This is a genomic window from Aliiruegeria haliotis (assembly GCF_003003255.1).
GTDB lineage: Bacteria > Pseudomonadota > Alphaproteobacteria > Rhodobacterales > Rhodobacteraceae > Tropicimonas > Tropicimonas haliotis.
The window spans coordinates 23,675-40,712 of the sequence record NZ_PVTD01000007.1 but is presented as its reverse complement, the minus strand read 5'-3'; the positions used below and the strand labels follow the sequence as shown (position 1 = coordinate 40,712).

Here is a 17,038-nt window from a genome sequence, read left to right as displayed (position 1 = left end):
TGCATCGACGCCGCCAGGTTCGGGCGTCTGTTGCAAGGAGAATTCAATGGTTTCCGACACCACGGTACCACCCCGGAAGCAAGGCTATCGCGTTCTGATCGCGCGCCTGCTGTCCGAACCCGCCTTCACAGTCATCGGCCTCCTGGTCGTCTATACCCTCGCCGTCACCGCCGCCGTGCCGGGGTTTCTGGGCGCGGGCACCTTGTCGGCGATCTTCATCAGCCTTCTGCCGCTTCTGATTGCCGTGATCGGCCAGAGCTTCGTCATGATCGTGGCCGGGATCGACCTGTCCGTCACGGCGACGATGGGTCTGACCAGCGTGATCGCCGGATCGGTGATGACGGCCAACGGCGGCTACCTTGCCGACAGTGCGCTGGCCGTACCGGTCGGGATCTTCTGCTTTCTGTTCTTCGGCGCGCTCGTCGGACTGTTCAACGGTCTCTGCGTCGCCTTCATTCGCATGCCGCCCTTCATCGTCACCCTGGCGACGATGATGTTCGTTTCCGGGGCGGCCGTGCTCTATTCCTCCTGGCACACGACATCTGTCAGTATCGGTGGCCTGCCATCGGGGTTCACCCGTATCGGCTATGGCACCATCGGCCCGATCGCCTTCGCGCTGATCCTGACCGTCCTTGTCGTGGTCGCCGCCGATTTCGGGCTGCGTCGCACAACCTGGGGGCGCTGGTTGTTCGCCATCGGCAACAATCCGACAGCGGCGCTGATCTCCGGCGTGCCGGTCCGGGCGGTGCAGGTGTCGGCCTATACGCTGTGCGGCACCTGTGCGGGCCTGTCAGCGATGATCTACAGCGCCCGGCTTGAAACCGGCACGCCAGTTCTGTCCCAGAACCTGTTGCTGGACATCATCGGGTCTGCCGTGATCGGGGGCGTGTCGCTCTTTGGCGGGCGCGGATCGGTGCTGGCGGCCTTCCTCGGTGTGTTGCTGCTCACCGTCATCGACAAGGGCATGCAGTTCATCGGGCTCACGCTGTTCGTCGTGCTGTCGGTCAAGGGCGCGATCATCCTGCTGGCCGCCGTGCTCGATGCGCTCCGGCTCCGCTATGCAGAAGGAAAATCGTGATGGATGCCAAGGCAGTCCCGCTGTTCGAATGCAGCGGCATCAACAAGAGTTTCTCTGGCACGCAGGTCCTGTTCGATGTCGGTTTCGCCATCAAAGCGGGCGAGTTCCTGGGCGTGATCGGGGAAAACGGATCGGGCAAATCCACCACCATGAACATCATCGGCGGCATTCTGCGCCCGGATTCGGGCGAGATGCGCCTGAACGGCGACGCCTATGTGCCCACCCAGCCGAATGACGCGATGGAGGCCGGGATCGGGTTCATCCACCAGGAGCTGAATATCTTCGGCAACATGAGCGTGGCCGACAACATGATGATCGGCCGTTATCCCCGCCGGTGGGAGAAGCTGCCCTTCATCAACCACCGCGCCAAACGTCTCGCCACGGCCGAGGCGCTGAAGCGGGTGGGGCTTGACGTGTCCCCCGATGCGCCTTGCTGGTCGCTGGCACCGGGCGAGCGGCAATTGCTGGAGATCGCAAAGGTCGTCTCCCAGAACCCGCGCATGATCATCTTCGACGAGCCGACGACATCCCTGACCGAACCGGAATGCCGACGCCTGTTCGAGGTGATTGCCGATCTGCAGGCGCAGGGTATCGGGATTGTCTATATCAGCCACGTGCTGTCCGATGTTCAACGCCTGTCGGATCGGATCGTCGTGCTGCGCGATGGCCATGCCGTCAAAAGCACCGCGACCCGGGACCTGACCCGCGACGGGATTGTCGAAGCGATGGTCGGTCGACCGGTCTCCCAACTCTATCCCGATGTTCCGCCTCTCGGGGAGCGGCGCCCCGTGATCGAAGTCCAGGGGCTGACACAGCCACGGGTGCTGAAGGACGTCTCCTTTTCCATCGCGGCGGGCGAGGTGCTGGGCGTGGCCGGGCTGATGGGCTCCGGCCGCAGCGAGCTTGCGCGGATCCTTTTCGGACTGGACCCGCATGACGGCACCGGAACGATCTCCTACGAAGGCGCGCCGTTCGATCCGTCCCCGCGGGACTGCGTGTCGAAACGCATGGCCTTCCTGACAGAAGACCGACGCCATGAAGGGCTCCTGCTGACGCAGAGCCTGACGACGAACCTCGAACTGGTCCACCTCTCCGGAGCGGGCAGCGGCGCACATGTGCCGGTGGACCGCAAGCAACAGGTCTCCAACGCCGAAGACGTCGCGCACCGGTTGCGCATCAAGGCCCGCGACCTTGTCCGCCTTCCGGCCAAGTCGCTGTCGGGTGGAAACCAGCAGAAGGTGGTTCTGGGCAAGTGGCTGGTCGACGCGCCGCGATTGTTCATCCTGGATGAGCCGACCCGCGGTATCGATGTCGGCGCCAAGGAAGAAATCTATCGTGTCATCGCCGAACTGGCGGGGCAGGGGCTGGCTGTCATGTTGATCTCCTCTGAACTGGAGGAGCTTGCCGGTCTGTCGCACCGGATCATGGTGATGAGCCGGGGCATGAATGTCGGCGTCTTCGAGCGCCAGGACGGCGGCTTCGACCGTGCCGCGATAATGGCGCGCGCAACCGCAGCGGACGTGGAGGCCGCCTGATGAAAACGCTCACGCAACGCCTTTCGAACCCGCGCCTTCTGGATCTGGTCCCGGTCGTCCTGATGCTGCTTGTCGCGGTGTTCTTCTCCGCTGCCACTGACAGCTTCGCGACCTGGGCAAATGTAAAGAACATCCTGCTGCAATCGTCGCATCTGGCCATTCTCGCGCTCGGCGCCAGCCTTGTTCTGCTGGTCGCCGGTGTGGACCTGAGCGTCGGTGCGACGATGTATGTCGCAGCCGCCTTGATCGGGGTATTCATGCCCGGTGCGCCGGTCCTGATCTGGTTGCTGGCGGGATGTGGCATCGGCCTCGTGCTGGGGGCGATCAACGCATTCTTTGTGGTGCGCGTCCGCGTGGCCGCCTTCATCGTCACCCTGTCGATGCTGTTCTTGCTGCGCGGGGTGGGGCTCTGGATTTCAGATACCAAGATGGTCTTTGCCGCGCCGCACCTGCTGGAAATGTCCCGTGCCAGTTTCCTTGGCATCCCCGTGCCGATCCTGTTGGCGGGCCTGTCACTGGTTTTCGTGCACCTGCTGCTGTCGGGAACGCCGTTTGGTCGCTCCGTTTATGCCATCGGCGACGATCCCGAGGGCGCGCGCCGGGCCGGTATCCCGGTGGAGCGCGTGACCTTCATGCTCTTCGTCCTTTGCGGTGGTTTCGCCGGCCTGTCCGGCGTGGTGCTGATGAGCCAGATCGCAGCGGCCTCCTCCACCTTCGGGCAGGAGAAGGAGTTCATGGCCATCGCCGCGGCGGTGCTCGGCGGGACAAGCCTCTTCGGTGGCCGCGGCAACGCTTTCGGCCCGGTGTTCGGCGCCATCCTGATGCAGACCGTTCAGAACGGGCTGGTCCTGATGGATACCGACCCCTACCTCTATCCTCTCATCACCGGCGCTGTCATTTTCATCGTCGTGCTGATCGACACCTTGCGAAACCAGCTTTCAGAGCGTTTGGGCCGAAGCCCGATCCGCGTTGAAGCCTGACCTCGCCAAGAAAAGGCAAACGCCATGAAGACCATGATTGATACCCCGGCCCACGTGTTCGCCATTCAGGACGATCCCATCGTCGCCGTGCGCACTCGCGTCTTTGAATGGACTGGCCCGACCGCTCCGATCCCGGAGCGGATCAGCATCAGCGCCACCGATATCGTCACCAGCAACGAGGACCGGATGCGGGGCTATGCGTTCCACGCCTGGCTTGTGGTGGAAATCGAGACCCGCAGCGGCGCGGTGGGACTGGGCAATGCCGCCGTGGCGCCGCATGTCACCAAGGAGATTGTCGACCGCTACCTCACGCCGATCGTCTTGGGGGCATCGCCTTTCGATGTCGAGCTGCTGTGGCAACGGATGTACCGGCAGACCATGGCTTTCGGTCGCAAGGGCGCGGCGATGATCGCCATCAGCGCCGTGGATATCGCGTTGTGGGACCTGATGGGCAAGCTGACCGGCCTGCCGGTGCATCGCCTGCTGGGCGGACGTGTGAAACCGGAGCTGACCGCCTATGCCAGCAAGCTCTACAACCAGCCCGCCGACAGGCTGAGGGCAGAGGCCCAAACCTATGTCGAGCAAGGTTTCACGGCTGTGAAGATGCGCCTTGGCTATGGACCGGCGGATGGTGCGGAGGGCATGCGCCGCAACATCGAAAACATCGCGCTTGTGCGCGACACCATCGGCGAAGACGTCGACCTGATGCTCGAAGCCTACATGGGCTGGACGCTCGAATACGCCCGCCAGATGCTGCCCCGGCTGGAGGAGTTCCGGCTGCGGTGGGTCGAGGAGCCGCTGATCGCCGATGACGTCGAAGGCTTTGCCGAGTTGCGCCGCGACAGTCGCATTCCTATCGCGACCGGCGAGCACGAGCACACGATCTATGGCTTCCGTCGTCTGCTGGAGGCTCGCGCCATCGATTACATCCAGTTCGACACCAACCGTGTCGGCGGCATCAGCCAGGCACGCAAGATCATCGCGATGGCGGAGGCATTTTCCGTGCCCGTCGTGCCCCATGCCGGGCAGATGCACAATTTCCATCTGTCGCTCAGTTCGGTGATCTGCCCGATCGTGGAGTACTTCCCGCCCAACCCGGTGGAGATCGGAAACGAGCTGTTCTGGTATCTGTTCAAGGGTGAGCCGCTGGCCGAAAACGGGAAAATCCGGATCGGCAACGAACCGGGCCTGGGTCTCAGCCTGAGCGACGAACACCGGGAGAACTTCCGGGTGATCGAATAGGGGCTTTCCACGGGGTTCTGTCACCACAATCGGTAGTGGCAATCGCGCGCACCCAGGTGGCTGGCGTCGGATCAATCCCGAGGTTGCGAAGATGCCTACGGCCTACGGACTGCGGTCCTGAAGGGGCGGGTTTGATCCTTTCGGCGTGGTTGACTGGAGTGCCCGTCGACACAGCTCCGGCGCGAGGGAAAATGCGTAGTCGGTCTCCGGATCGGAACACACCAAAAACAGATCGGCGCGCCGAAACGGGTTTTCGGCGCGCCGCGTCTTTATCGGGTTACATGTCAGTCAGCTTGCCTTGGCAAGCATTGCAGCTGACCGGGCATCGCGGGTGAATTCTTCCAGCTTCGCCCGCAACCGAGCATCCTCCACCAACCCGCCAAGATGGTCTCGGGCGACGGCCAACGCGGCCTCGTCACCGGGTTGCCGCATGTCTTCTCGGATCAACGCCTTGACGAATGCCTCTTCATCCGCCGAGGTGCCGCCGTTTTCACTCCTGGCCCAGGCCGCGAGGCTGCGGAAGGCTCGGATCCGGGCATGAAACTCCAACTCGCCATCCCGGGCGAACTTGGTTTCCATCGATTGCTTGCGTTGCTTCAGAACTGACATCTGTCTCCTTTCATTGAACGGGTTTGCTTGCGCCTGTTGCGCGCGGGCTTACGCAGCTTGCAATTTGCGATCCGGGTCGCTCTTCACCACGGTTGCCTCGGCATCCATTTGCATCGCCGATGGCGATACTTCGAGGAGCGCGGCCACTTCGCGGCCAAGTGCCCGTTCGCGCTCGGCATCGAGCATCATGTCCTCCACCGTCTCGAACAGCGTGTCGCGAGACAGGCCGATCATGTGAAGCTGGTGATCAGACATGCGCCCGAAGGCGGCCATGATTGCAGCGAAGTCGCGTCCGAAGCGCCAGTCTTCATAAGCTTGCCGGAGGGCGGCCAGCCTGTTCCGGCCTGCCTGATCATCCGCGGCCGTCTCGGGCGCGACAAAGATCGAGAAAAGTCGATTGATCATTCTGGGAGTCTCCTGAGGTAGGGCCGCGGGTCAGACGGCCAGGACATTGACCGCTTCTTCCAGCTGCAGGATTGCCCGCTTCATGTAGAAGCCCTGCAGCGCAAGATGGTTGGCAAAGATCGACCGGTCCCGGTCACCATTCAGCACCACGAGTGGCCGCAACTGGGCACCCTGCTGAAGGCCGTCGAGGACCTGGTTCCAAATCGGGCCGAGGTTGCGTTCGCGGATGATCCTGTCGAAATCATAGCCGAGCCCCGACAGAAGCACGTGATAGCCATGAAGCATGCCCTTGTTGTGATAGAACACGTCGTCGGCATGGCTGCTGAAGATCCAGCGCCCGGTATCCTGGGCCCGTTCGAGCTGCGCCGTCTGGGCTCCGAGGTCAGCAGAGATCCGGGACAGGGTTGCGGCCAGCGTGTCGGCGCGCTGCTCGAAGACTGCGTCCCCCCGCGCGAGGCGCGCATTGTATCTTTCAAGCGCCGCAAGGCCCTGCCGGTACTGGGTTTCCGACGACACCGACGGCAGGAGCGAGCGTGACGGTTCCCAGATCCAGATATCGGGCGGGAACTGCAGAAAACCGGTCGCGCGCTCCAGGTCCGGGTCGTCGCTCGACGACCCGCGCGTGCGTGCAATCTGGTCGAGCATTTCAAAGCTGAACCTTCCGACCGCCTCGATCACCCCGGTCTGGAAATTTGGCATGTTGTCGAGCACGGCGGCTGGCGCGATGGGCGGATCATTCGGGGTCCAGCCATTCACGTCCAGTTCGCGGCGGATCAGCGCCGCAGCCGATGCGACGGCCGCGCTGCCGGCTGTTTCCTCCGACGGAATGACGGGCAGGTCCGTGACGATCGTGTGCTTGAGCGGCCCGAGGATGCCGTAGGTAACCACGGCCCAGATCGAGACGCCCACCCCTATATATCGCGCGGCGCGCAGGACGGAGGATCGACGAGACCTGTCCCGCAAGCGCGCGGTCTGCGGACTTGCGGGAACAGGCACGAGCCCGGATCCGCGAGCTTCGGTGGTATCGCTTGTCGTGGTGGTCACTGGGCTCTTTCCCTTGTGGCTTCACACGACATACGCGACAGCGAGCGTTTTCATCCCCGCCGCCGCGCGCAACGGCACACAAAGCCGTGAGTGATTTTTTATTGGAGAAAGTGGGATGAATCCGGGGGCTCACACGTATGTGACACAGGAAGCGATTGCAGGAGAACAGGAGAACATGGACGCGCGAGCCCAGTTGGAAAGGAACCTTGATGAGTATGTCGCCAGTCTGAGGCGCTACGCGATGGTGCTGACACGTAATCGCGATGCAGCCGAAGATCTTGTGCAGGAAACGCTGACCAAGGCGATTGCCGCGGCCGACCAGTGGCAACCTGGCAGCGACCTTCGTGTCTGGCTGTTCCGGATAATGCACAACACCCACGTGAGTGAAAGGCGTCGTCACAAGGTCCGCGAGGATGCGCGCCTGATGATCCCGGAACCGATTGAAGACACTGACCCGACCAAGCGGATCGAGTTGCAGCAGGTGCTGGATGCGCTCCAGGAACTGCCAGAGGCGCAGCGGCAGCCCATCGTTCTCGTCGCGCTGAAGGAGATGAGCTATGCCGATGCCGCGCGTACGCTCGATCTGCCGCTTGGAACATTCTACAGCCGTCTCGGGCGGGGCCGCGTTGCGCTCCGGAAAATCATCGACGGCTTGAAATCGAAACGACTGAAACTGGTCGTTTGAGGAGGCTGAGGAAATGACAAACGTAGTCCACGAGTCCTTGAACGCTTACATCGACGGAGAAATCGGCCCGGAGGAAGCGGCCGAGTTCGAGGCCCGCATGACCGACGACCCGGAGGTGCGCGCCGCGTTCGAAGCAATGTCCCGCCAAAATCTCCAGCTCGGTGAAGCGCTGGAAGCGCTCGACACCGGGCCGGCCCACATGCAGACCGAACGGCTCAAGCGCAAGCTTGCCGACCGGCTCGTTCGCCGCGTTGCGCCCCGGCGCGCCACGCCCGCCATCGGCTGGCTGCGGCCCGGTGCGCAGGTGGCCGCCGCATGCGCCCTCTTTGCCTTTGGCTGGTGGGGGCATGCGACGGTCACAACCACGACATCCGGCGTTCCGGAATATGTTTCCGAAGCGGTCGGCGCGCACCAGGTCTTTGCCGGAGATCCCGACTATCCCGTGGAGTTTGCCGGGGCCGCCGTGGATGGCGTCGAAGACTGGTTCTCCGGCAAGATCGGTGTCCCAATCTCTGCGCCGGATCTCGGCGGTTATGGAGTGGAACTGGTGGGTGCGCGACTGCTCGGCACCAAGGAAGGCCCGTTGGCGCAGTATATCTATGAGGACGGGGAGGGTGCGCGATACTCCCTGACGCTCGCGCAGCACCCGAAAAAGGAACCTATCGGTCCGGTCAAGGTCGTTGATTATCCAAGCCGTTCGGTTGGCTACTGGCGCACCGCCGATGTCGACTTCGCGCTTGTTGGCGAGGGCGACACCGCCGAGGTCCAGAAGATCGCGATGGACCTTTCGAGCAGGATCTGACCCGCGTTGCCCGTCCCGCTCCGGCGCGGGCAACACGCGCGGTGGCGATCAATGGGGTGATCGCCACGCCCGGCGGCCCGGGCACTTGTGCCCGGGCCGCCTTGCTTGATCCGCGGCTACTTCAGGCAATTGTTCGCCATGGAAAAATTCTGGGGATGAAATCGCGGGGAAAAGCGTTCTTCAGTCATCAGCAACGTACATGCAGCGGCCGCGGTGCGGCGCAGGTCCAGCTTCAGGAGACCGCAATGTCCAGACTTTTTCACGCCGACCACAGGCCGCACCTCGTCGCGCTTGTCGCCGGTGCGGTCGCCTTCCTGCTCCCCTACTTCATCGGCTTTTCGCCGGAGAAGGCCGTTGGGGCGCATCTCATCGGGGTGACGCTGATGGCACTCGGTTCGAAAGCTGTCTGGCGGCCGGGCAAAGGCGATGACCTGCTTCTGATCGGCGGCGGTGCGCTCGCCATTCTCGTGCCGGTCTTTGCCTGGCAAATGCCCTCGGGATCGGCCTGGGCGTTTCCGGTGCTCGGCACCATCGTCGCCATCGCCGCGATCCGCCACATGGCGACAGACCTTGTTTCCAACGAGCCGGAAGGCACGAACGAGACCTGATTTCACCAACATACCGCGGAGCATCCTCAACCCTGCTCGCTCCTTGCTCCGCACCTTGAGGGCCGGCCATCGCGCCGGCTCTCTTTTTCTTTGTCCCCCGGAGGGATGAAAAGGCGTCCTCGCGCGTCTATCAACCAAAGGCCCGGCGATCTGTCGCCGGATCTTCCCAGAAACAGAACAGGAGACCCGGATCCGGGCCCCTCTGACAACCGAATGGCAGCCGGTTGTGATGTCGGATCCCTCGTACAGCGCCGTTTGACGCTGCCCAAGGAGATCCAATGAAGGTTCGACAGGACTTTGCGAGCGTGGTTGCCGTGCAGGGCAACCACCCGATCGTGCCCGACACGACCCCGATCCGGGACAACCGGACCACCGGAAAAGTGCGTGCGGCACTGGGCACCGGTGTCATGCTGGCGGCGGCCTGGGCGGTGCTGCACTGGGACGATCCGGCAAGCTGGGTCATTGGTCTGCCGACCGCGGTCGCGGGTGCCGCGGCCTCGACGCTGCTGCCGGTATCGAACTCGCCGCGAATTTCCTTCACGGGCGCCCTGCGCCTTTCCGCCTTTGCGATTACCGGCGTGCTCCGTGGCGCGGTCGACGTCAGTCTCCTGAGCCTGCGTCCGGGCCGCCTCAACCAGGGGTGCCTGACGCTCAGGACCCGCCTTCCGGAAGGGCGGCCGCGCCGCCTTTTTGCCCTGACGATCACCCTGCTTCCCGGGACGCTGACCGTGCGCCTGGATGGCGAAATGCTGGTCGTCCATGCGCTCGACTGCGGCGAAGCCGTCCAAGGCGATCTGGATGCGCTGGAGCATCGTATTGCCGGCCTCTTCGGTCTTTCCCTGAAAGGAGAGAATACATGATCCCCGAGTACCTTGCCCTGATCACACTGTTGGCGACGGTTGCCGTCGTGCCCCGTCTTGTCCGTGCGCGAAGCGCGGCGGACCGGATACTCGCGATGCAACTGGCCGGAACGGGCACGGTGGCAACGCTGCTCCTGCTCGGCGCAGCCGAACGGGCGCCCGCGTTTTTCGACATCGCGCTCGTCTTCTCGGCCCTCGCGGCTGTCGCGGGCATTGCCTTCGTCGCTCTCGGACGGAGGACCGCATGACCGCCTTCGTCGAAGCCCTCGGCCTGGCAATGATGCTTGCCGGCACCGCCTTCCTGGTCGTTGCGGCGATCGGTGTCTGGCGCCTGCCCGATCTTCTCTCGCGGCTGCATGTGCTGACGAAGGCAGACACCGCCGGTGTCGCGCTGATTGCCATCGGCGCCGCCATTCACGTCCAGGACGTCGCCGCCACGCTGAGCCTGGCCCTGTGCACGTTGCTCGTGGCGGTATCCGGTGCGACGACCGGGCACCTAATTGCGCGCGATCAGTTCAACCCGAGCGTGGCCGATGCCGAAGAGGGGGCCTGATGTTGCCTGTCTTTGACGTCGTGCTTGCCGCTGCCATCCTCGTCAGTGCCGCACTTGCCCTGTGGGTGCGCGATCGTATCGCGGCCGTGTCGGGGTTCCTCGTGACCGGTCTGCTGGTTTCACTTTCGTGGCTGAGACTGGGGGCGCCGGATGTTGCCCTGGCCGAGGCCGCCATCGGCGCGGGCTTGACCGGCGCATTGCTCCTGCGCAGTGCCCACCGGATCCCCTGCGCGCCATCGAAGGCCCTGCCGCCTTCGCTCTGGTGCGCCGCCGGTGCGCTCGCCATCGCGATCAGCGGTGCAATCGTGTGGACCGTGACAAGCTTCGGTGCGGCACCGGTCTATCCGTCTCTCGTCGCAGACAACCTGCCCGAGAGCGGTGCCCAGAACCCGGTGACGGCCGTTCTGCTGAACTTCCGTGCCTGGGACACCCTGCTGGAAATCGCGGTGCTCTTCGTTGCGCTGACGGTGGTCATCATGGTGGCGCCGGCACGCCCGCGCACAGCGCCGCTCGGACCGTTGGTGCAGCCCTTCGCGCGTGTTCTTCTGCCACTCACCGTCCTGATCGGTGGCCATCTTCTCTGGCAGGGTGGGCATGCCCCGGGGGGAGCCTTCCAGGCGGGAGCCGTGCTTGCGGGTGGGGCGATCGCGCTCGGCCTGAGCGGTGTAATCGGCTCAAAGCTGACGCGGCAGAACGGATTGGCCCTGCTCGCCATCGCCGGGCTGGCAATCTTCGCGCTCGCGGCCCTGGCGGCCGAGGTCCTGACCGGTGCGTTGCTTGGTTACCCCGCGGGCGAGGCGAAGACTTGGATCATCGCCATCGAAAGCGCCCTGACACTGTCCATCGCCGCAACGCTCTTCCTCCTTTTCTTTGGACCAGCTGAAAGACACTGACATGATTTCCGAATATGCCTTTCTCGCCACCGGAGCCGGCCTCGTCGGTCTTGCCCTCCTTCGCCTCGCCACCAGCGCAGACCTGCTGATGCGCGTTCTCGGGCTCAATGTTCTTGCCGTCGGAATTGCGATGTTGCTTCTCGTGTCCGGCATGGGCGCCAGCGGGACCGATGCCGTTCCCCAGGCCTTCGTTCTGACCGGAATCGTGGTGCTTGTCGGCGTCACTGCCGTGCTTCTGGCTCTGGCCGAGCGTATCGCGGAGGATCGCGATGAGTGAGCTGTCGCTTCTTGTCCTGCTGCCGTTCCTCGCCGCGACACTTACTGTTGCGGTGCCCGGCCGGGCCGCATCGCTCGGGCTGGTCGCCACTGCGGCAAATGCCTTGCTCGTCGTGAGCCTGTGCCGCGAGATCATCGCGCGTGGCGCCGTCGAGCAGGTGATTGGCGGATGGGCCGCACCGCTCGGGATCACCTTTGTCGGCGATGGCCTCGCCGCCGTCATGCTCGCCATGACGGCCATTGTCAGCCTCGCCATCACCGCCCAGGCGATGTCCACGCCGGGGCGCGCCGGTTTCTGGCCGCTGTGGATGGCGACGCTCGGGGCGCTCAATGGCCTGTTCCTCTCGGGCGACCTGTTCAACCTCTACGTCGCCTTCGAGATCCTCGGTCTGGCCGCAGTCGGCCTGACGGCGCTCGCGGGGACCCCGATGGCCCTGCGCGCCGCATTCGACTACCTGACCGCGGGGCTAGCAGGCAGCCTGCTCATATTGCTCGGCATCGCCCTGAGCTATTCGGTGACGGGTCGGGTGGACCTGGAAACCGTGGTTGTCCTGACCGAAAGCAGCAACGGGCGTATCGCGCTGGCTCTGATCGCTGCGGGCCTTGCGGTGAAAGCCGCGCTCTTCCCGCTGCATTTCTGGATGCCGGCGGCGCATTCGAGCGCGGTGCCGGTTGCCAGCGCGCTGCTCTCGGCACTTGTCGTGAAGGGGGCGCTGTACCTCGCGCTGCGCCTCTCCATCGAAGGTGGCGCCGGTGCGGAGTTCCTGCGCAGCGCCCTCGCCGTGCTCGGTACGGGCGGCATGCTCTGGGGCGCCTGGAACGCGCTGCGCGCGGAGCGCCTGAAGCTCCTGGTCGCCCATTCCACCGTCGCCCAGATCGGCCTGATCGCGTTGGCGATCGGTGTCGCCGGAGACCCGCTGCAAAACGGGCTCTGGACGGCGGCGGCGCTCCTGATGCTGTCCCATGCGCTTGCAAAGGCGGCCATGTTTCTCGCCGTCGGGCGGATCGCCGAGGCGCTCGGACATGACCGGATATCGGGGCTGAACCGCGAGGAACTGCGCCCGGGCGCTGCGGAATTCGCCTTTGCCATCGCCGCAATCAGCCTTGTCGGACTGCCGCCGACCGCGGGCTTCATTGGCAAGTGGATCCTGATCGAGGGCCTTGTCGACGAGGGTGCCGTGCACTGGATTGCACTCCTCCTGCTGGGGACCGCCCTGTCGGCTGCCTATCTGTCGCGGGTCGTGTCCCGATGCCTGCGTGGCGGGCCACATGTCTCTGCCACCGCCCAGCGTCTGCCATGGCGCAGCGGCGACGTCGCGGCGCTCGGACTGGCCACGGGGGCACTGCTCCTCGGCCTCGCCGCTGCGCTTCCACTTACCCTTCTCGAGGTGCCATTCGCATGAGCCAATACCTTCCTCTTGCTATCCTGATGACATCGCTCGGTATCGTGCCGATCATCCTCGTGATGCCGGAGAGTGCCCGGCGCCTGCGCACCGGGGTCAACCTCGCCGCGGCGACGGTCAAGGTCGCGCTGGTTGTCTGGCTTTCCTTTGAGGTGACGCGCGGCAACAGCTTCGACCTCCGGCACAGCATCGCACCGGGACTGGAGCTGCACCTGCAGGCCGACCCGCTTGCGGTTCTGTTTCTGGCGCTGTCGTCGATCCTCTGGTTGCTGACCACGATCTACGCTGTGGGCTATCTTGAGGGTGGCACGGACCGGAGCCGGTTCTTTGGCTTTTTCTCTCTGTGCGTGGCCTCGACGGTCGGCATCGCGATGGCAGGCAACCTCTTCACCTTCCTCGTTTTCTTCGAACTTCTGACCCTTGCGACATGGCCCCTGGTCGTGCACCGCGGCACGTCAGAGGCGCATCGGGCTGGCCGGATCTACCTCGTCTACACGCTGGGCGGCGGGTTGGCGCTGACGCTGGGAACGATCTGGCTCTACGCGCTGGCCGGCGAGGTGCCTTTCGTCCCGCGCGGTGTGCTGGGGGATCTGCCGGAAACGGCGCCGCTGGCGCTCACCGCCATTTTCGTGCTGCTGATCGCGGGCGTGGGTGTAAAGGCCGCGCTGGTGCCGCTTCACGGCTGGCTGCCGTTGTCCATGGTCGCACCGGCGCCCGTCAGCGCGCTTCTGCACGCTGTCGCAGTGGTGAAGGCCGGCGCGTTTGGCATCATGCGCATCGTCTACGACGTCTTTGGCGTCGAAACCCTGCAGGCGATGGGGCTCGCGATGCCGCTCGCGGCGCTCGCCGCGGTCACGATCCTCTGGGGGTCGTTCCGCGCCCTGACGCAAGATGACCTGAAGAAACGCCTTGCCTATTCCACCGTCAGCCAGGTGAGCTACATCACGCTTGGTGTCGCGCTGATCTCGCCGGTGGCTGCAATCGGTGGCCTTGCGCACCTCGTGCACCAGGGGATCATGAAGATCACGCTCTTCCTCGCCGCTGGCAATTTCGCCGAAGGGCAGGGGGTCAAGACCGTGCGGGCCATGGACGGCATGGGCCAGCGCATGCCCGGCGCGATGCTCGCCTTCACGATCGGCGCGCTCGGCATGATCGGCGTCCCGCCGCTCGCCGGTTTCGTGAGCAAGTGGTACCTCGGTGCCGGGGGGCTCGATGCCGGGCAGCCGATGGTTATTGCATTGCTGGCCGGATCCAGCCTGCTCAACGCCGCCTACTTCCTGCCGATCCTCTATCGTGGATGGTTCTGTGCGCCGACGGAGGGCGCCAAGGCCTCCCGGCGCATCGGCTGGATGCTGGCTGTGCCACCTGCCACCACCGCAGCGCTCGTGCTCGTCGCCGGATTGATGGCGAGCGCCCCTTTCAGCCCCCTTGGCTGGACCCGTTTCATCGTTTCCCTGGAGTACCTATGATCGCTATCCCGCTCTGGCTCGTCCCCGCCGCTCCCCTGGTTCTGCTGTTGGCTTTCGTGCTGCCGTCCATGCGTGGCGTGGCGCGAAACCTGGTGCCGCTGGCCGCGTTACCGGCGCTCCTTACCGCGACAGCGACACCCGGACCACTGTCGGTTCGTCTCGAATGGCTGCTCCTCGGAAGCGAGTTCTCTCTCTCCGATACCGGTGCCGCATTCCTCTTTTTCTCGTCGCTGCTCTGGGGGTTCGCGGGGTGGCAGGCGCTGCGGCTTCTCGCCGACGACCGGCATCGTGACCGCTTCTTCGGGTGTTTCCTCCTCGCGATGACGGGCAATTTCGGTCTTCTGGTCGCGCAGGACATGGCGTCTTTCTACAGCTTCTTCTCCATGATGAGCCTCGCCTCCTGGGGGCTTGTCCTGCATGGGGGCGGGGCACCGCAGCGTTTCGCCGGAAGGGTGTACATCACCTTTGCCGTTGCCGGAGAGGTCGCGCTTTTCGCGGGCCTGGCGATCGGAGCCTATTTCACGGGCAGCATGGCGCTCCCGGCAATGGCGTCCGATGGCGTGCCCCCCCTGGCCATTGCGCTCGCCGCCGGCGGGTTGCTGGTGAAACTCGGTGCGGTGCCACTGCATCTCTGGCTGCCGCTCGCGCATTCGGCGGCACCGGCTCCGGCGAGCGCGGTGCTCTCTGGCGCGATGCTGAAAGCCGGCCTCTTCGGCCTGATGATCATACTGCCGCTTGGAGAAACCGCCTCGCCGGCTGCCGCGACAGCTCTGGCGGCGATGGCGCTTGCCGGCCTGATTCTTGCGCCGGTTCTCGGACTGGTACAAGCGGACGCAAAGGCGACGCTGGCCTATTCCAGCATCGGGCAGATGAGCCTCATGGCGCTTGGCCTCGCGGTTGCCCTGGCTGCCCCGGAAAGCTGGCCGTTTGTCGCCGCTGCCCTGATCCTGCTCGCAACCGCCCACGCATTCGCCAAGGCCGCGCTGTTTCTGGGCGTGCCCGCCGTCTGGGCGTCGTCCCGAGGCGTGTCCCGACCCGCAATCATCCTGGCGCTGTGTCTTCCGGCGCTGGCCCTGGCCGGAATGCCGGGGACCGGTGGTTTCAAGGCGAAGGAAGCTCTCAAATCCGCGTTCGCCGCGGCGCCTGAAGGCTGGGCCGTGTGGCTTGGACTGGCGTTGTTCTGTGCCAGTCTCGGCACGGCACTGCTGATGATGCGCGCCCTGACGCTACTTGCCTCTACCGCCCCGAAGCCGGACGTTCCACAAGATGTCGTCTTTCCCTGGCTGGCGCTGCTCCTGTTCGTGGGCATCGGTTTCTCCGCCGCGCCGCTTCCCTTCGTCGATGCCGGTGTGGTGAAACTGCCAGACGTCCTGCCGGTCGCTCTGGCTGTGGGTCTCGGACTGTGTGCAATGGTCCTTTGCCGTGTTTCCTCCCTTCGCGTCGAACCGCCTGCACCGGGGGAAATCCTGGGCCTGTTGCGGCAACAGACGGCGCCCGAACCCGTGCTCGCCCTGCCGCCTCCGCGCCTGCCGCGCAGCCGCAACCGGGGGCTTGTGCTGCGCCGCGCGCGCACCCGGCTGGTGCGACCGGAGAGCGGTTCGCTGGCGATCCTTGGCATGACGGCCGCGCTCACGTTTCTCGCCCTGTTGCCCGACGCCCCCACCGGAGAGTTGACCGGCGATCGGACCGTCGCGACGACGCCATGATCACAGATTTGCATCGATCAGCTGCCGGACCAGCGGGTTGGGGAAGCGCCGTGGATAGGTCACGGCCCAGAAGCGTTCCGTCAGGCCGGTGGTTTCGCCGTGTTCCACCAGCCTTCCCGATGCGAGTTCGTCGGCGACGACAACGGGCGGCACCAGCGCGACACCCATGTCCGCGCGAACCATCAGCCGCATCATCGCCATATCCTCGATCTCGGCGGCGACCTCGCAGCGCACATCCAATCGGCTGGCCAGCGCGTCGAACCCCGTCCGCATCTCGAACCCTCGCGCGGGGAGGATAACCGGCTCCCGAGTCAGGACCTCGGCGAGCGAGCCTGACATGCGCTCCGCCGCGCCAACGATGGACACTGCCTGTTCCGACAGCAGGTGCGCCTCCAGCCGGCCAATTGCATCGTCGGGAGGTGGCGTCGTGGCAAGGACCACGTCGAGCGCATGGGCGCGCAGCCCTTCGAGCAGCTCGCCCAGTCGACCGGAGCGGAGGACGAGATCGGTGTCGTCCCGCCCCACGAGCGGCGCGAGAAAGCGCATCTGGAAATTTCGGGACAGCGTGGCTTCGGCGCCAACCCGAAAGGCGCGCCGTACCTGCCCGGTTTGCCCCAGCGTGTCGACGAGGTCCCGTCCGGCAGCAAAGATCGCATCGGCGTGCTCCAGTGCGATCCGGCCTGCTTCGGTCAGATGCAGCGCGCGTCCCCGCCGCTCGAAGAGGTCATGTCCAAGCCGCGCCTCCAGCGCCCGGATCTGGGTCGAGAGTGCGGATTGCGACAGGTTCAATCGTTCCGCCGCGCGCGTCAGGTTCCCCTCATGTGCGACGGCATGGAAGTAGCGCAGGTGGTTGTAGTTGAGACTGACCATCGTTCACCTGAATAGAACGT

19 protein-coding genes are annotated in these 17,038 nt (G+C 64.8%); 15 read left to right on the top strand and 4 right to left on the bottom strand.

All coding sequences use genetic code 11. The features are described from left to right. Positions 1-46 precede the first annotated feature (46 nt). Genes CLV78_RS15985 through CLV78_RS15970 form a run of 4 tightly spaced genes read left to right on the top strand, consistent with a single transcriptional unit; the run spans position 47 to position 4,835 of the window. Entirely contained in the window at positions 47-1,078 is a 1,032-nt protein-coding gene (locus CLV78_RS15985; protein WP_106205851.1) for an ABC transporter permease, read from the top strand. Continuing rightward, positions 1,078-2,613 carry a sugar ABC transporter ATP-binding protein gene (locus CLV78_RS15980; RefSeq protein WP_211301007.1) on the top strand — a complete coding sequence of 512 codons (1,536 nt, stop codon included), beginning with the start codon at positions 1,078-1,080 and terminating at the stop codon, positions 2,611-2,613. The genes CLV78_RS15985 and CLV78_RS15980 overlap by 1 nt, the downstream gene beginning before the upstream one ends. Further along, complete coding sequence (locus CLV78_RS15975) at positions 2,613-3,593, top strand: ABC transporter permease (RefSeq protein WP_106205849.1); 981 nt, start codon at positions 2,613-2,615, stop codon at positions 3,591-3,593. Before CLV78_RS15980 ends, CLV78_RS15975 begins: the two co-directional genes overlap by 1 nt. A 24-nt stretch (positions 3,594-3,617) precedes the next feature. Then, entirely contained in the window at positions 3,618-4,835 is a 1,218-nt protein-coding gene (locus tag CLV78_RS15970) for an L-rhamnonate dehydratase (RefSeq protein WP_281261153.1), read from the top strand. 288 nt (positions 4,836-5,123) lie between these two features. On the opposite strand, the gene CLV78_RS15965 is transcribed toward CLV78_RS15970, so the two are convergent. Genes CLV78_RS15965 through CLV78_RS15955 form a run of 3 tightly spaced genes read right to left on the bottom strand, consistent with a single transcriptional unit; the run spans position 5,124 to position 6,893 of the window. After that, on the bottom strand, positions 5,124-5,444 hold the full coding sequence (locus CLV78_RS15965; protein WP_106205847.1) for an ATPase inhibitor subunit zeta: 321 nt from the start codon (positions 5,442-5,444) through the stop codon (positions 5,124-5,126). Positions 5,445-5,492: 48 nt separating this feature from the next. Next, positions 5,493-5,849 (bottom strand): hypothetical protein, encoded by a 357-nt coding sequence (locus tag CLV78_RS15960; protein WP_106205845.1) that lies wholly within the window; start codon positions 5,847-5,849, stop codon positions 5,493-5,495. Between the two features lie 30 nt (positions 5,850-5,879). Next, the gene (locus tag CLV78_RS15955) at positions 5,880-6,893 is read right to left on the bottom strand and encodes a DUF2333 family protein (protein ID WP_245925115.1); all 1,014 of its coding nucleotides are present in this window, start codon (positions 6,891-6,893) and stop codon (positions 5,880-5,882) included. 175 nt (positions 6,894-7,068) lie between these two features. Here CLV78_RS15955 and CLV78_RS15950 point away from each other — a divergent pair, with 175 nt between their 5' ends. From CLV78_RS15950 to CLV78_RS15900, 11 genes are all read left to right on the top strand, one after another. Beyond that, positions 7,069-7,578 (top strand): RNA polymerase sigma factor, encoded by a 510-nt coding sequence (locus CLV78_RS15950; RefSeq protein ID WP_106206159.1) that lies wholly within the window; start codon positions 7,069-7,071, stop codon positions 7,576-7,578. A 13-nt stretch (positions 7,579-7,591) separates the two neighbouring features. Then, positions 7,592-8,380 carry an anti-sigma factor family protein gene (locus CLV78_RS15945; RefSeq protein WP_106205843.1) on the top strand — a complete coding sequence of 263 codons (789 nt, stop codon included), beginning with the start codon at positions 7,592-7,594 and terminating at the stop codon, positions 8,378-8,380. Positions 8,381-8,625: 245 nt separating this feature from the next. Further along, positions 8,626-8,988, top strand: coding sequence for a hypothetical protein (locus CLV78_RS15940; RefSeq protein WP_146136707.1), 363 nt, complete (start codon positions 8,626-8,628; stop codon positions 8,986-8,988). Between the two features lie 278 nt (positions 8,989-9,266). Further along, positions 9,267-9,848 carry a Na+/H+ antiporter subunit E gene (locus CLV78_RS15935; RefSeq protein ID WP_106205839.1) on the top strand — a complete coding sequence of 194 codons (582 nt, stop codon included), beginning with the start codon at positions 9,267-9,269 and terminating at the stop codon, positions 9,846-9,848. After that, the gene (locus CLV78_RS15930) at positions 9,845-10,096 is read left to right on the top strand and encodes an MrpF/PhaF family protein (RefSeq protein ID WP_106205837.1); all 252 of its coding nucleotides are present in this window, start codon (positions 9,845-9,847) and stop codon (positions 10,094-10,096) included. The genes CLV78_RS15935 and CLV78_RS15930 overlap by 4 nt, the downstream gene beginning before the upstream one ends. Further along, on the top strand, positions 10,093-10,401 hold the full coding sequence (locus CLV78_RS15925) for a cation:proton antiporter (RefSeq protein ID WP_106205836.1): 309 nt from the start codon (positions 10,093-10,095) through the stop codon (positions 10,399-10,401). The genes CLV78_RS15930 and CLV78_RS15925 overlap by 4 nt, the downstream gene beginning before the upstream one ends. Beyond that, the gene (gene mbhE, locus CLV78_RS15920; RefSeq protein WP_106205834.1) at positions 10,401-11,294 is read left to right on the top strand and encodes a hydrogen gas-evolving membrane-bound hydrogenase subunit E; all 894 of its coding nucleotides are present in this window, start codon (positions 10,401-10,403) and stop codon (positions 11,292-11,294) included. Before CLV78_RS15925 ends, mbhE begins: the two co-directional genes overlap by 1 nt. A 1-nt stretch (position 11,295) precedes the next feature. Next, positions 11,296-11,571: an NADH-quinone oxidoreductase subunit K gene (locus CLV78_RS15915; protein WP_106205832.1), complete on the top strand. Its 276-nt coding sequence runs from the start codon at positions 11,296-11,298 to the stop codon at positions 11,569-11,571. Next, a complete protein-coding gene (locus CLV78_RS15910; protein ID WP_106205830.1) occupies positions 11,564-12,973 on the top strand; it encodes a complex I subunit 5 family protein in 1,410 nt (469 codons plus the stop codon). Before CLV78_RS15915 ends, CLV78_RS15910 begins: the two co-directional genes overlap by 8 nt. Then, a complete protein-coding gene (locus tag CLV78_RS15905; protein ID WP_106205828.1) occupies positions 12,970-14,442 on the top strand; it encodes a complex I subunit 5 family protein in 1,473 nt (490 codons plus the stop codon). Before CLV78_RS15910 ends, CLV78_RS15905 begins: the two co-directional genes overlap by 4 nt. Next, on the top strand, positions 14,439-16,148 hold the full coding sequence (locus tag CLV78_RS15900; RefSeq protein WP_106205826.1) for a proton-conducting transporter transmembrane domain-containing protein: 1,710 nt from the start codon (positions 14,439-14,441) through the stop codon (positions 16,146-16,148). The genes CLV78_RS15905 and CLV78_RS15900 overlap by 4 nt, the downstream gene beginning before the upstream one ends. Here the strand turns inward: CLV78_RS15900 and CLV78_RS15895 are convergent, their stop codons facing one another. After that, on the bottom strand, positions 16,149-17,018 hold the full coding sequence (locus CLV78_RS15895; protein ID WP_106205824.1) for a LysR family transcriptional regulator: 870 nt from the start codon (positions 17,016-17,018) through the stop codon (positions 16,149-16,151). It abuts the gene before it with no gap. Positions 17,019-17,038: the final 20 nt, after the last annotated feature.

What these genes read in the sequence shown, in the direction of transcription:
- CLV78_RS15965 (WP_106205847.1), bottom strand. Translation starts at nt 5,444, where the DNA reads ATGTCAGTTCTGAAGCAACGCAAGCAATCGATGGAAACCAAGTTCGCC.
- CLV78_RS15935 (WP_106205839.1), top strand. Translation starts at nt 9,267, where the DNA reads ATGAAGGTTCGACAGGACTTTGCGAGCGTGGTTGCCGTGCAGGGCAAC.
- CLV78_RS15925 (WP_106205836.1), top strand. Translation starts at nt 10,093, where the DNA reads ATGACCGCCTTCGTCGAAGCCCTCGGCCTGGCAATGATGCTTGCCGGC.
- CLV78_RS15970 (WP_281261153.1), top strand. Translation starts at nt 3,618, where the DNA reads ATGAAGACCATGATTGATACCCCGGCCCACGTGTTCGCCATTCAGGAC.
- CLV78_RS15930 (WP_106205837.1), top strand. Translation starts at nt 9,845, where the DNA reads ATGATCCCCGAGTACCTTGCCCTGATCACACTGTTGGCGACGGTTGCC.
- CLV78_RS15940 (WP_146136707.1), top strand. Translation starts at nt 8,626, where the DNA reads ATGTCCAGACTTTTTCACGCCGACCACAGGCCGCACCTCGTCGCGCTT.
- CLV78_RS15910 (WP_106205830.1), top strand. Translation starts at nt 11,564, where the DNA reads ATGAGTGAGCTGTCGCTTCTTGTCCTGCTGCCGTTCCTCGCCGCGACA.
- CLV78_RS15900 (WP_106205826.1), top strand. Translation starts at nt 14,439, where the DNA reads ATGATCGCTATCCCGCTCTGGCTCGTCCCCGCCGCTCCCCTGGTTCTG.
- CLV78_RS15980 (WP_211301007.1), top strand. Translation starts at nt 1,078, where the DNA reads ATGGATGCCAAGGCAGTCCCGCTGTTCGAATGCAGCGGCATCAACAAG.
- CLV78_RS15975 (WP_106205849.1), top strand. Translation starts at nt 2,613, where the DNA reads ATGAAAACGCTCACGCAACGCCTTTCGAACCCGCGCCTTCTGGATCTG.
- CLV78_RS15985 (WP_106205851.1), top strand. Translation starts at nt 47, where the DNA reads ATGGTTTCCGACACCACGGTACCACCCCGGAAGCAAGGCTATCGCGTT.
- CLV78_RS15895 (WP_106205824.1), bottom strand. Translation starts at nt 17,018, where the DNA reads ATGGTCAGTCTCAACTACAACCACCTGCGCTACTTCCATGCCGTCGCA.
- CLV78_RS15950 (WP_106206159.1), top strand. Translation starts at nt 7,069, where the DNA reads ATGGACGCGCGAGCCCAGTTGGAAAGGAACCTTGATGAGTATGTCGCC.
- CLV78_RS15905 (WP_106205828.1), top strand. Translation starts at nt 12,970, where the DNA reads ATGAGCCAATACCTTCCTCTTGCTATCCTGATGACATCGCTCGGTATC.
- CLV78_RS15945 (WP_106205843.1), top strand. Translation starts at nt 7,592, where the DNA reads ATGACAAACGTAGTCCACGAGTCCTTGAACGCTTACATCGACGGAGAA.
- CLV78_RS15915 (WP_106205832.1), top strand. Translation starts at nt 11,296, where the DNA reads ATGATTTCCGAATATGCCTTTCTCGCCACCGGAGCCGGCCTCGTCGGT.
- CLV78_RS15960 (WP_106205845.1), bottom strand. Translation starts at nt 5,849, where the DNA reads ATGATCAATCGACTTTTCTCGATCTTTGTCGCGCCCGAGACGGCCGCG.
- mbhE (WP_106205834.1), top strand. Translation starts at nt 10,401, where the DNA reads ATGTTGCCTGTCTTTGACGTCGTGCTTGCCGCTGCCATCCTCGTCAGT.